The organism is Trinickia camelliae, from assembly GCF_053525655.1.
Window position 1 is genome coordinate 484,453 of sequence record NZ_JBCHAA010000002.1, and the last position, 13,927, is coordinate 498,379.

Sequence of the window (13,927 nt, forward strand, 5' to 3'; positions counted from 1 at the left end):
TCGAGACTGAGCAGTCAGTGGGTAAGCAGGCCGGGCGCGCGCACGGGCTTGCGGCGCGGGAACCAACGCTCCAGCACAACGGCAATCGCAGGCAGCGCCGTCATCGCCATCACGAGATTCACAATGAACATGAAGGCAAGCAGCTTCCCCATGTCAGCCTGGAACTTGAGGGCCGAGAAGCTCCACGTTGCGACACCGATCGCGAGCGTGATGGCAGTAAAGATCGTGGCCACACCCACCTCGAGCATCGCATGCTCAACCGCCTTGACGATCGTCTGGCCGCTCGCCATATGCAATTGCAGCCGGTTGTAGATGTAAAACGCGTAGTCCACACCGATCCCGACCGCAAGCACCATGACGGGCAGTGTCGCGACGGTCAGGCCGATCTGCAGCTCCTTCATGAACCAGTAACCGATGAAGGTCGCCACCGTCAGCGGCGCGCAACAGGCGATCATCGCGCGCACGTCGCGATAGGCAAGGAATACGAGAATCAGGATCGCTGCGTACACGTAAAGCATCATGGGCAACTCGCTCTGCGCGACTTCATCGTTGATCGCGGCAAGGACGCCCGCATTGCCCGCGGCAAGCCGAATCGACAAATCGTGGAGCGGATGGGCCGCACGATACTGCTTCACATCATCGAGAATCCGGTTGAGCGTCGCCGCCTTGTGATCGGTCAGGAACAGGTGAACCGCCGTCATGCTGCAGTCCTTGTTCATATAGCCTTTCACCCGTCCGATCTCGGCCGACAGCCCGCCGTAGTTGCCGGAATCGATCGGTATCACGTTCATCTTCGGGTTGCCCTCGTTATAACCTTCGTTATACGTGCGTAACATCCCGGGGTAGGACTGAACCGAGACCACACCCGGCTCGCTTCGCATCGTGGACGCAAACTCGTCCTCGGCCACACCGACAGCTGGGTTATCGCAAGCGGCTCCCTTCGACTCGAACACGACGGTCAGCCAGTCGAGCCCCACGTCGTAGTTCTTCGCGATCGATACGGCATCCTGATTGAAGCGGGCATCGACGCGCAATTCCGGCGCTCCGGGCTGCAGCGTGCCGATTACGCGGTCTCGGCTTTGCCATACGGCCGCCGCAAAAATCACCGCGGTAATCGCGACAACGACATAGGCGTTTCTGGGCTCAGCCACTCGTGCGAGACCGCGCAGCCAAACCGATCGACGTTCCCGCTTTGAAAGGGCACGGTCGGCATAGGCCTTGGTGAAATGGAAGCATGATGCGGCGACCGGCAGCATCACCAGGTTCGTGACGATCTTGTACGCAACGCCGAGCGAAGCAGTAATCGCGAGTTCACGCACCATTGGAATAGGAATCGAGAGCAGCGTGACGAACGACACGAACGCGGTGATCAGCGCGAGCGTGCCGGGCACCAGCAGCCCGCTGAAGCTCCGGCGCGCGGCTTCCAGCGAGCTGTAACCGTGGGAGAGTTCGCGAACGATATGGTTGACTTGCTGCACGCCATGCGACACGCCGATCGCGAATACGAGGAACGGCACGAGCACGGCCAGCGGATCGAGCCCGAAACCCAGCAGCTTCAGCGTGCCGAACTGCCAAACCAGCGAGGTCAGCGAGCATACGATCGGCAGCACAGTGAAGCGGACGGAATGGCTGTACCAATACACCGCGAGCGCCGTCAGTAAAAGCGCAATGCCGCAGAAGCCCAGCACGGCCGTGGCGCCGTCAGCGATATCGCCGATCTGCTTTGCAAAGCCGATGATCTGAATCTCATAGCCCGCGTCTTCGAACGGCTTGCGAATCTGCTTTTCGAGCAAGCGGTTGAACGCGACATAGTCGAGGACCTTTCCCGAACTGTCGCGTTCGGTGAGCTCGGCAGTGATCATCGCACTGTCTTCGCGATGCGACACGAGCGTGCCGATATAGTCGCCGTCGATCGCGGACTTTCGGATCTGCGCAACGATGGCTGGCGTCAACTGCGTCGGCGTGATGGTGCCGTCGATCACGGGGCTCGCCCGGAAACCGTCTTCGGTGATCTCGTTGACGAAGGCGTTCGGTGTCCACAGCGACTGGACACCTCCGCGGTCGACGTTCGGCAGGAAGATGACCGCTTGCGTCACCTGATAAAGCCGGGTGAGCCCCTGCGGCGTCCAGATGTTGCCGTTCCGAGCCCGCACGACTACCGTGATGCGGTTCGCGCCAAACAAATCGTTCCGATACTGCTTGAACGTCTTGATGTACTCGTGCCCGATCGGCATCTGCTTCTCAAAGCCGGCCTCCATGCGCAACTGCACGGCGAATACCGCCATCACGGCTGTAAAGATACCGATCGCCGCCAGCACGATCGCACGATGGCCGAAGAAGAATTTCTCGAGGCGGAGGACGAAGCGAGTTAGCACGGAATCTATCCTTCAAAAGTTTCGGCGCGCGCTCCCGCGCGCCGTTGCCGCCATCGCAGCATCAGAAGTTGCGTGTAGCGAACAGCCCAACGAAATTGCGGTCGGCGTACGGCTGCCCAACGCCACCGTGGCCGCCGAAGAAGGCCGTGAAGTTGATTCCGGCTTGCCACGTGGCTGGGTTCTGGTTGAACAACACGTATGCGTTTATCGACTTCGCACCTTGCAGATAGTTGGCCGTAAACGTCGGGGTGTAGCCGTACAGCGCATCCGTGAACGTCAACCCCGGCGTGACCTGCCAGCCGGGAATCAGACTGCCGTCATAGGTCCAGTTGAAATCGACTGTCGCGCCCACCGAACTCGATGTACCCGCCGCTGCAGTGATCGGATAGCCCAGGCTCGACCCATTGTTGAGCCACGTGAAGTAACCCGCCGCCGGCGCCTGCTGCACGCTGTGACCGTCGATCGTGCGCGTGACCCCGCTCGAGCTGAGCCCCGGGTAGTAGATCCAGGTCAACTCCGCAGTGAGCACCGCTTGGTCGGCACGAATGAGCTTCAGGAACGGATACTCGCTCTGAGTCAGACTGAGCTGGCCGTTGATGTCGTACTGAAACTTCTTCATGTCCATCCACTGCTGGCAATTGATGCCGGAGACGCCGTTCGTGTTCAGATCGAGCGGTCCATTCGCGCCGAAGCAGCTCGAGAGCGCAACGGCATCGTGCGGACGGTACGAAAGTTCGGTTCCGATTGCCCAATCGCCAAGACCAAAATTGGCGCTGACACCAAAGAGCTGCCGATTTTCAAGGTATGAAAACTGGCTCGTGCCATTGGATAGCCCGGTGAGAACCGGTGACTTGTCCGTGTAGTTTTCGTAGTAAAAACCGAAATTGACGTCGATCGTTTTGGGTTTGTAGTTGAGCCTGATGCCGTATTGTGGCTTGTATTCCGACGGCAAGACCGTGTTCACCAGGAATCCTACGGAATTGAAAGGCGGCCCGGCATACTGCCCGTTGAGCAGCCCTGTGTTGACCGACGACAGCGTCGCGGAATTGCCGCTGTTCGGGCCAGCAATGGTTCCGGCATCCACACCGTTCGCATTCGCGTTGACCGAACTGCCCGTCCCCGGGACGGCGCCTCGCCCGAAGCTGTTTCCAACCGACCAGTAAGTGCCGACGGGAGGATAGCGATTGCCGTTCCACTGGAACTGGTAATAGCCTTCGGTACTGAAACCATGCGACAAGCCGGTGGCAAAGCTCAGCATAGGCGCAGGCAATAGCGCCTGCTTCAGCTGCGTTCCGGGAATGAGAAGCTTCTGGATATCGAGCGAGTTCGTTTGGTTGATGCCGCCAGAAGCGAAATAGCTCTCGCCCCAGTTGACGACTTGATTGCCAAGGCGCACGTGGGCCTGCTGTCCATTGACCGCAAAATCCTTTTCAGCCCATAGATCGAGCAGCTGCACCGGGTATTCCACCTGCGACAGGGTGCTGCTCGTGAGCGGCGTTCGCGCGGTGTTGCCGACCAGAAAGTCGTACATCGCGGTACCCCGGATCATGAATTTGTAGCCTTCGTTCGGCATCGTCAGCAGCAGCTCGCTCGTTGCGCTGACATAGGAACTGAACGGCTGCCCCTTTCGATAGTTCAGGTCGCCATTGTCGCTGGAGCCCCATTGATTGACGTTAGCCGCGCTGCCGCAGCCATAGGCGTTCGGGTCGCCGGTGAGCGAACAGCTAGGGCTCTTTACACGAATGCCCGCGCCCGCCGTCAGGTTCGAGACCCACGAGCCGGACAAATCGCCGAGTCCGGTCGTAAAGTCGTAACCATACGAATTGACCGAGATAGTGCCGAGCCCCATCAGCGCAACGGACACCGATGCGCGAACCGCTTTTGTTTTCACGAAATTTCCCCTAGTCGTCGCGGCCTTTCGATCGCCGTGGATCGTCAGGCCGGCATCGCGTATCAACGCTCGCTGATGGCGCCGAGATTTTCAGGCGTGTAGTAGTCGGACCGGAACATCGGAGAGCTTGACGAATCGAGATACTGAACGTCTTGCCCATCACCCACGATGTTTTGATCGGTCACATAGCGGCTGGTGACCAAGTTGTATTGAGAAAACGGCTCTACGTCGCATGTGCCGCCAAGCTCCCAAATGGGAATTGGATAGCTTTCCTTAGTTTTCCAAAGCTTGCCTTGGGCGTCGTAATCCTCGCCCGCCAGCGCGAGATACGTATCCTCGTCGAGATATAAAACCTTTTTCTGCGAGATGTGCCGCATGTTCGGCTTGAGCGCCGCTTCAACCACATAAACGCGGTGCAGTTCATAGCGCCGTGCCGAGGGGTCGACCTGGTCAGTCTTGAAGACGTCACCGATGCTCTTGTTGAAGTCGTACATCGCGAAGTCGTTGTACGGCACGTAGATGTCCTTCTTTCCTACGATCTTCCAGTCGAAGCGATCGATACTGCCGTTGAAGAGCCAGGGCTCATCCACGGTGTACTGGCTTTCGAAACCGATCTGGGGCGCATCGTAGTTGTAGGACGGCATGCGGCGCACGCGCCGTTGTCCCGGAAAGTAGTAGAAAACGGGGCTGTCGTTGCTCGAAAAATTGTCGGTCTGCACGAGCGCCTGCCCTGCGAGTGCTGCCGGCGTTTCGTAGGCGACATAGATCGAATACAACCCCTCGTCCGCTCCCAGCGAATTCGCACCTTTCTTTCCCCAAGGCGTGTACACCAGTTGGCGGCCAGTCACTGCGATCCATTCGGAACTGCCGGGACGCGGAGAAACCATCGTGTTGACCTTGGCCCAATTGATGCCGACGCCGCGGTAGCGAGACAGATAATTCCAAATCGCTTCCTGCCCCGTCTTCGCCGCCGGGAACGGAAGACCCGGGAGCGTTGCGCTCACCAGATGGTCGCCGCTTGCGTCCAACTTCGCCGTGCCGGCGTTCTTTTTGGTGTTTTCCTGAACCCACTCGGGATAGCCGCAGTCGCGATGCGTGGGATAGACGTCCATCCGGTAGTCCTTGATCTGCTTGAACATCGCGATCTGGCCTGGCGTCAGGTTCGCTGCGTATTTATCGACGTTTGCCGCGGTGATGGAAAACAGCGGCTTTTCAGACTTGTACGGCGAATAGTCGCCTCTGACTTTGCCCGGCGACCACCCTGCGGGCGCCGACTGTGCGCCCGAATACGCAGTGATGCGGCCGTCTGAGCTTCCCGCCTTTTCCGCGCCGCTGACTGTCAGGTTTCCCGACGACTGTGCCCAAGCCATCGAGATCGCCAAGGAACATGCGGCGACAAGACCAGCCTTCAGATGCAACTGCATGAGAGATCTCCCGTAACCAAGAACGTAACGGCGATCGGATGGAAGCGACCGCCTCTTACCTACCGGCATCGGGATCGAGTGCGGCAGGCGCAGCCTTGCCCTGATGCGTTGCGCTCATTATTCCCAGAATAAAAGATTCGTCAACATGCAATATGCGTCATAGGCCGTATGTAAATACATCAATCCCTCATTCCGGCATTTGTGAAAACTCGGCGATGATGAAAGATGCAACCGGGCGATGAGCCGTTCGCGTCGGGCGTTAGAGGAAATGGCGCGCTCTCGGAAGTGCTTCGCGGCGGGGCCAAAGCGGCTCGACGATGCAGCCGGTGGTGTGAGAAAAGTTCGGGTATTCCCTATTCAGATGCTCAAGCAGCGATTGCCAAAAGCGGACAAGCCAGAGCACGTCGTCGACATAAAGTAGACCCGAACATGAGGCTCCACCCTTCGGCAATCGCGATGACCCATCACGTGTATCGAGGTGTGCGAACTGACCTGACACCCCACTTTGAGGATCAAGAAGGCGATGATGGAACTCGAAAACCTAATCGGCGGCCGGCGTTGCAAGCCTGCGTCCGCCAGCTTTTGCGACAAGCTCGCCCCGGCGACCGGCGAGCGCTTGGCCAGGGTGCCTGCGTCAAACAGCGAGGATGTCGATCGCGCAGTGAAAGCCGCGCACGCGGCCTTGCACGACGATTCGTGGGCCAATGCCGGCGGAGCGGCTCGGGCGCGCTGGCTGCATCGCCTTGCCGATCTGGTCGAGCGAGATAGCGACACGTTTCAAAGGTTGCTCGCCGAAGAACAAGGACGGCCGCCGATCGAAATGCGAATGATGGACGTGCCGATGAGCGTCGACGTCCTTCGCTACTTCGCAGGCTGGGCGGACAAGCTAGAGGGCCGCACGATCCCCACCGACGGGTTCATGGGCCGGCGCACGCTGAACTACACGAAGCGCATGCCGGTAGGCGTGGCGGCGCAAATCATTCCTTGGAACGCGCCGCTCATGATCGCCGTATGGAAGCTGGCGCCCGCGCTGGCGGCCGGCTGCACCGTCGTCATCAAACCCTCGGAAGATGCTCCCATTGCGGTGGCTCGGCTCGGCGAGCTTGCCTGCGAAGCGGGCATTCCAGATGGCGTAGTCAACATCGTCCACGGTATCGGCGCGCAGGTAGGTCCTGCGCTAGTCGCGCATCCTCTCGTCAGCAAGGTCAGCTTCACCGGCAGTACTGAAGTGGGGCGTTCGATCGCAAGTGAAGCAGCCAAAACCTTCAAGCGCGTCACCCTCGAGCTTGGCGGCAAAGCGGCACAGATCGTCTTTGCCGATGCCGATATAGAACAACTCATTCCCGCCTTGACGCTTGGGATGTTCGTCAATCAAGGGCAGACGTGCGCCGCGGGATCGAGGGTGCTCGTGCATCGCTCGCTCGCGCAAGCCGTGGAAACGCGGCTCGCCGATGCAGCGCGCAGCATGCGCGTTGGCCCGCCATCGGATCCATCGTCGCAGATGGGGGCGCTCATCAATGAACGTCATCTCGCTCGCGTGCGCGCGCATGTCCAAGGCGCCATCGCGGAAGGCGCGATCAGGCTGGCGGGCGACGAAGCGGTATCTGAGCACGGGTATTTCATGAGGCCGACCGTGCTTGGCGGCGTACATCCCCGCATGCGAATCGCAAGCGAGGAGGTGTTCGGGCCGGTCGGGATGGTCATTCCTTTCGACACCGAAGAGGAGGCGATCGACATCGCCAACGATACGCCGTATGGCTTGTCCGCTTCGCTGTGGACGCAAAACCTCGCCACAGCCCACCGCGTTGCCGACCGTCTCGATGTAGGCGCCGTGGCAATCAATTGCTGGAGCCCTCTCGATGCGCGCCTGCCGTGGGGAGGAATCAAGCACAGCGGCATTGGACGCGATCTGTCCCGGGCCGCGCTCGAATCCTACCTCGAGGAAAAAGTCGTCACCACGGCACTGTGACACGCGACATTCGTCGGCGCCCACACCTAAGCATTGGTTTTTTGCAGTTCCCTATAAGCACTTCTTGAGTGATACATCATGAACTATCAACAGCGTCAAAAGCGTTTCTGGCACCCGATGAGCTCGGCGGCCGCAGGCCACTCGACCCCAACCGTCGTCATTGCCAGAGGGGACGGAAACTACGTGTTCGACGTCGAAGGCAACCGCATGCTCGACGGGGTCGGCGGATTGTGGAACGTCAATGTCGGCCACAACAGGCCGGAAGTGAAAGCCGCGATCTCGCGTCAGATGGATGAGCTTTCTTACTATCAAACGTTCGACGGCGTTGCGCATCCGCGCGTGTATGACCTCGCCGATCGGCTCTGCGCGATGTTCGAGCAAGAGGACATGCAGCGCGTGATGTTTGGCAGCGGTGGGTCCGATGCGTGCGAAACCGCGCTGAAAATGGCTCGCCAATATTGGGTCGCCGCAGGCGAGCCCTCGCGAACGAAATTCCTCTCGCTGCGTAATGGCTACCACGGCGTACATATGGGCGGAACGTCGGTCGGAGGCAATGGTGTCTATCACTACAACCACGGTCCTCTATTGCCGGGTTGCGTTCTGCTCGATACGCCGTGGCTCTATCGCAACCCTTGGGGCTGTGAAGACGCGGAGGAACTCGTCGCGCATTGCATCCAACAGTTGGAAGAAACGATCGCATTTCATGGCGCACAAACCATTGCCGCATTCATCGCAGAGCCGGTGCAGGGTGCGGGCGGCCTGATCGTACCGCCGGCCACTTATTGGCGTCACGTCCGGGAAGTGTGCGATCGAAACGGCATCTTGCTGATCGCCGACGAGGTGGTCACTGGCTTCGGTCGCACCGGCAACATGCTCGGTAGCCGAGGTTGGGGCGTGGCACCAGACATTCTTTGCTTGGCTAAAGGAATCTCCGCGGGCTACGTGCCGCTGGGCGCAACGATGTACAACGGGCGTATCGCGCAAGCCATCGAAACCGGAAGCGGCTTCTCGCATATGGTGATGCATGGCTATACGTACAGCGGACATCCGCTCGCCTGTGCCGCGTCTCTCGCAGTGCTCGATATCGTGGAATCCGAGAAGCTGCCTGCGAATGCCGGCAGCGTCGGCCAGCATTTGCTAGAGCAGTTGCTTCCGCTGAAACGCGAATTCGAGACTGTGGGGGATGTACGCGGCAAAGGCCTCATGCTGGCCCTCGATCTCGTGACGGACAAGGCGAGCCGAACACCCCTCAATCCGATGGAGGGCTTCGCGGCGCGCGTCGCCGATGCCGCACGCAAGCGCGGCGTCTTGGTGCGAGCCATCGCCAATAAGGTTGTCATGTCCCCCCCGCTAACGCTGACGTTGGACGAGGCGGACCTGATTGCGCGCGCTTTGCACGAAGCGCTGCGTGAGTGCTGTTGACAGCGCTTTTTGCGTTAGGTACACACGAGCGTCGGAGCGAGTGTTCGCGTGCTACCTGCGGCGCACTCGCTCGTCTGCTTGCGGATTCTTCATCAGCGGTCCCCAGCCACGCAGTGCTTTTTGCCGGCATGGCGTGAGTTACCGGGATCGAAGGTTTTAAGAGTTCGCTTCGATCGTTGAGGATGGGAGTTGAGATGGAAATCCAAGTTGCAAAATTGGCGGAAGACAAGTATCCGCTTGTCGTTCGGCTTCTCCATTGGGCCAGAGCGTTCCTGATCTTCGGACAACTATGGATGGGATGGACAATGGTCAGACTAAGCGATGACCTTCCGGCCAAGTTCGACTGGTACTACCCGACTCATAAGCAGTTCGGAATTCTGACTCTTTTGCTCGTTCTGGTTCAACTCGCGATCCGTTCTCGGAAGACGCTGCCGCCTCCGCCGGCAGGGCATGCCGACTGGGAAAAGAAATGCGCCAAGGCAGCCCATTACCTACTGTACGCTTTGGCTATCGTGGTGCCGTTGATGGGTTACTCGATGTCGAGCACCTTTACTCAAAGCGACGGCGTACCGTTTTTCGGGGTGCAATTGCCTGAGCTCCTGCCTAAAAACGATAATTGGTTCAAGGTATTCCAGTGGTTGCATAGGACGTTAGCCTATACGTTGCTCGCGCTCGTCGCGTTTCACATCCTCGGTGCGTTGAAGCATCGCTTTTGGGACGCGGATCGCCGCAACGATGTCTTGCGGCGCATCTTGTAGGCCAAGTGCAGCATTTCGATAACGAGTGGGCACCTTGGGTCGGCGATCGATTCGGCCGCCGATCCCTACCGATATCGGATAATCCGCCTGAGACGCTGGCCGTCATTTAAGCGTATATGTCAACGTCCCATATCCCAGCTGATCGAAGCCACCGCTGTTGGGACCGTAGTCGCCACCGCCGCCTTCCGGCGCGACCTTGCGGGCAAAAGCCTCGACATCCGGCGCGGAGAGCCCTTTGAGCACAACGTAGTGGTTGTAGACGAGTGCCCATATCGGACGCCCGTCACCGCGCGAATTCGGCGAGATGACGGGTTGCGTGACGTCGCTGTTCGTGTATTGCGTGTAAGGCACGTCCTTCCCGAGGTTGTATCGGGCGGCGTACTCCGCTCCGCGCAGGAACCGGTTGTCGTCATATCCGTAAAGATCGTCCCCCTGGCTCCAGGCCATCTGGCAGAACGCCCCGAGCAGCGCGATATCGAGCATGGTATGCCCTTGGTCGCGCCCGCTTTCCTGCACCTGACCCAGCCCATCCGGATACAGCTTCCACACTACGTGTTCGATTGAACCGTTGCCGGCGCCATGCCTGAAATAGTCGACCGCTTCGGCATAGATGTCGTGACGGTCGGTCAGGACCCCGATTGCCAGCATGGATGCCATGTTTGCGAGATCCCAGTTGGCCCAATAGTGGTCGATCTTTGCGCCGTTGTGCCGCGCGAGGAAGTCGTGGTTCATGGGATAGAACACGCCTAGCATCATCGACTGGAAGCGCCGGAAATCGTCGGCGCGCCACAGTGGGGACGTGCGCAGGATTTCGCCGGCGTTCGCCAACTGGTAGCCGTAAATGCCGGAAGCCAGGAACTTGTCGGAACTGCCACCGATCATCGTCAACGTGCGCGACCACGCATTCAGGACTTCTATGGCGCGTTGCGCGTAGGTGTCGTCGCCGGTGATCTTCCACCGAAGTGCAAGCGCGTAGGCCGCAGCGGCATCGTTGAAGAGCGTGGCGTAATTCTCCGCGTGGTCGGGGTTGCGTCCGCGATAGATGGCCGGCTGCGGATTCGGCTTCCAGTCGAGCGACGCATGCCGGTTGGCAACCAGGCGTTGCCAGCCGTCGAACCACGGCTGCCGCCGCGCGGCGACGTTCTCGCGCATGCGCGAGAAATCGCTCTCCGTATGCAGCAGGCCGGGGTGAACAAAAGGTGCGCCGGCCATGCGAGCGCCGGGCGCAGGCTTCGGCTGCGCGTCGGCGTATGGCTGATATGAACCGGTCACGTCGGTAGGGTGCTGCGTCGCGGCGATGCACCCGCTAAGCATCACGATGCAAAGAACGGGAATCGTGGCTGCTGCTCGCAAGGAAAGACGAAATGCCATATGGCTCCGATATCAGGTCGACGAAGTACCGTAGAGAATGCCCCGGCCGCTGTTGGGCGCCACGTAGACGGTCCCGAACGTCCTGGGGTCCCCGACCACCAGCGAGTAACCGCCCCATTGATGCTGAGCGTCGTTGATCCGCAACCAGGTCGTGCCCTGGTCGATGGAGCGGAACAGGCCGATCACGCCATTGACCGTGCCCGCCAGATAGATGGCCGGATAGCTCGCGCCGGGCGCCGCCTTGCCGAAACCGACCGAGATCGCCGACGTGACGATGCCCGGCTGGAATGCGTCCCAGGTCCAGCCCGAGTTGCTGCTGCGATAGAGGCCGGACGACGTCGCGAGCCAGATCTGCCCCTGGATGCCGGTTACCGTCGAAGCTTGGCCGTTCGAGGGCAGGCCGCTGGCGGAAATCTGCCACGTCACGCCTTGATCGCCGCTACCGTAGAAGGCACCGTTGGCGGCATTCCATGCATAGAGCAGGTTGGCGTTGAGCCCGTCCGAAAGCACCTGGACACCGACTGGCAGCGGCGTTTGCGTCCACGCCCCCAAGCACGTGTTCCAACTCGCGCCATTGTTGGTGGAGTAGACCGGCGCCACATCGGACGGCGCCCACACGATCGTGCGGCCGTCCGCGGACAAGGCCACGCCACCAGAACCCTTGGACGAGCCGGCCTGATTGGCGAAGGCCGTCCACGTCGCGCCGCCGTCTTGCGAGACGGCGCCGAATGCACCAGTGCTGCCAATGCCGGTCCCGACCATGACCATCGTCGCAGGGACGTTCCTGGCGAAATCGACACCCGTGCCGTTTCCGTTGTGGATATTCGCGGCTGACTGCGTCGGCGCCGTGGTCAAATTGGTGTGGACGAACCCGCCCACGTCGCCGAGGCCGCTGATGAGCGGGGCGCCCGCCGTCGGCGAGGCCAGCGCGAGCACGGCGGTTTCTTCGATGCCGTTGGCGCCGATGCTCCAGTGGGTCGCCAGACCGCGGTCGGCATCGGTCAGGTTGGACGTGGTCCAGATGCCGCCGCCGGTCGTATAGAACGCGTGGTCGATGTTCGACGGATCGATCATGGCCTGGGCCCAATTACCGAACGAGGGCTCCGTTTGGCCTTCCGACATCCAGGGCGCCAGGCTCGCGTCCCGCACAGCGTTCGCGCCGACATCCGTCCACGTCGCGCCGCCATTGGTAGTGCGATACATCGTGTCTTGCGGCCACCAATGGTCCATCGTCATGACGATGGCGACACCGGGGTTCCACGGATCGAGCGCCAAGCCGCTGAAACCAGACGGGTAGTTGTCCAGACTATTCGGTGGCGAGATGTTCGTCCAGGCGCCGGTGTCGATAGCGTACTTCCACACCTGGCCGGCCGTCATGCCGTTGGGGCCTTTGTTATTGCCGTACGTGATGTACAGCTGACGGTCGGGTCCGATCAGGCCGCGCTGCGGCATCATGGGGCTCGTCGGGCCGCCCGCAACCGGGCTCCACGTCACGCCGCCGTCGCCGCTGCGATAAAGGGTCGACGCCGCCGTGCTGGTGGATACGCCGGCAAAGATGATCTGGCTCGGTGAACCATTGCCGCCGGATTTCGGATCGAACGCGATAAACGCCACGCCGGCCCCCGTGCTGTCGCTGGAAAGCGCATTGAAGCCGCCCACCATCGTCCACGTCTGGCCGCTGTTGGTGCTGGTCCACAGGCCGTTGGTGCTGGGCTGGGAGCTGTCGTTGGAGCTCCCGTAGAACAGCGTCGAGCCATGGTTCGGATCCACCTGCAACCGTTCGCCGACCTGACGTCCGTCCTCGTTGCCGCCAACCCGAAAGCTCAACGGAGACGAGGTGAAGGTCGCGCCCTGATCCGACGACACGAGTACGGCCCCATTCTGTGCCCACCAGCTCGTATAGAGGCCGACGACCATGTAAAGCATGTTCGGATTGCTCGGATCGACGGCAATGCTCTCAATCCCCATCCAGTGAGAGTCCGATGGCGGTGTCCAGTCGTTCAGCGGGATCCATGTGCTGGTCGCCGCGTTGTAACGATAGGCGCCGCCGATATCGGTGCGCGCATAGAAGAGCCCTTGTTTCCACGGATGCGCGACGAGGCCCGTGACATAGCCCCCGGCGACGACCCGCACGTTGCCCCAGGCATAGGCGGGCTGGGCAGCCGCGCCGCCGACTTTGGCGGCTGCGGCAATGGCCGTGGCCTTGACGGATGCCGAAGCCGGGCCGCCGCTGTCCGTTCCCCCGCAGGCGGAGAGCAGCGCTGCCGCGCCGAGGCTCGCCAGAAAGTGTCGTCGTGCGTTGCTTTCGATACTGCTGTCCGCCAGTTGATGCGCAGCAGGCTCGCATGCCGGCTTATCGGTTTGATCCATGAATGTTCTCCAACTGTCGTTGTTGATGAATGCAAGCCAGCGGCAAAAGAACGGCACTGCCCGCTTCCGCCGAAACCATCATGTCGTTGGCGATAGTGGGATTGGGGGACTGAGGGGTTATTTGGGGAGTAGCCGTTGCGCTGCAACTGTAGGAGTAGGCAGGCGCTGTTTGTTATATTCCAATGGCTATCATGTATAGGAATACTACGTAAAGTGTTGACAGTAGCCGCCTTGAAATTGTCATGAACTAACCCTCGGATTTAAGATCGGCGCCTTGCCTTCTTCGACGAAATGGCATCGAAGCACTCCCTGTCATTTTTCGTAAGGCAAAGCTGATTGACGTTGTT

General features: G+C 60.3%; 8 protein-coding genes. 3 read left to right on the forward strand and 5 right to left on the reverse strand.

The window, feature by feature from the left end; all coding sequences use genetic code 11:
* Window positions 1-14: 14 nt before the first annotated feature.
* From AAHK20_RS05715 to AAHK20_RS05725, 3 genes are all read right to left on the reverse strand, one after another.
* The gene (locus AAHK20_RS05715; RefSeq protein WP_449180469.1) at window positions 15-2,375 is read right to left on the reverse strand and encodes an efflux RND transporter permease subunit; all 2,361 of its coding nucleotides are present in this window, start codon (window positions 2,373-2,375) and stop codon (window positions 15-17) included.
* A gap of 61 nt (window positions 2,376-2,436) precedes the next feature.
* A complete protein-coding gene (locus tag AAHK20_RS05720) occupies window positions 2,437-4,266 on the reverse strand; it encodes a DUF1302 domain-containing protein (protein ID WP_449180470.1) in 1,830 nt (609 codons plus the stop codon).
* Between the two features lie 62 nt (window positions 4,267-4,328).
* The gene (locus tag AAHK20_RS05725; RefSeq protein ID WP_449180471.1) at window positions 4,329-5,690 is read right to left on the reverse strand and encodes a DUF1329 domain-containing protein; all 1,362 of its coding nucleotides are present in this window, start codon (window positions 5,688-5,690) and stop codon (window positions 4,329-4,331) included.
* Window positions 5,691-6,213: 523 nt separating this feature from the next.
* Here AAHK20_RS05725 and AAHK20_RS05730 point away from each other — a divergent pair.
* The 3 genes from AAHK20_RS05730 (at window position 6,214) to AAHK20_RS05740 (ending at window position 9,839) form a co-directional block, all read left to right on the forward strand.
* Window positions 6,214-7,659: an aldehyde dehydrogenase family protein gene (locus tag AAHK20_RS05730; protein WP_449180472.1), complete on the forward strand. Its 1,446-nt coding sequence runs from the start codon at window positions 6,214-6,216 to the stop codon at window positions 7,657-7,659.
* Window positions 7,660-7,737: 78 nt separating this feature from the next.
* Entirely contained in the window at window positions 7,738-9,081 is a 1,344-nt protein-coding gene (locus AAHK20_RS05735) for an aspartate aminotransferase family protein (RefSeq protein ID WP_449180473.1), read from the forward strand.
* Between the two features lie 194 nt (window positions 9,082-9,275).
* The gene (locus AAHK20_RS05740) at window positions 9,276-9,839 is read left to right on the forward strand and encodes a cytochrome b (RefSeq protein WP_449180474.1); all 564 of its coding nucleotides are present in this window, start codon (window positions 9,276-9,278) and stop codon (window positions 9,837-9,839) included.
* Window positions 9,840-9,941: 102 nt separating this feature from the next.
* Here AAHK20_RS05740 and AAHK20_RS05745 read toward each other — a convergent pair whose 3' ends face one another.
* Together AAHK20_RS05745 and AAHK20_RS05750 are read right to left on the reverse strand one after the other, a co-directional pair.
* On the reverse strand, window positions 9,942-11,210 hold the full coding sequence (locus AAHK20_RS05745) for an alginate lyase family protein (protein ID WP_449180475.1): 1,269 nt from the start codon (window positions 11,208-11,210) through the stop codon (window positions 9,942-9,944).
* Between the two features lie 12 nt (window positions 11,211-11,222).
* Entirely contained in the window at window positions 11,223-13,580 is a 2,358-nt protein-coding gene (locus tag AAHK20_RS05750) for a sialidase family protein (RefSeq protein ID WP_449180476.1), read from the reverse strand.
* Window positions 13,581-13,927 lie beyond the last annotated feature (347 nt).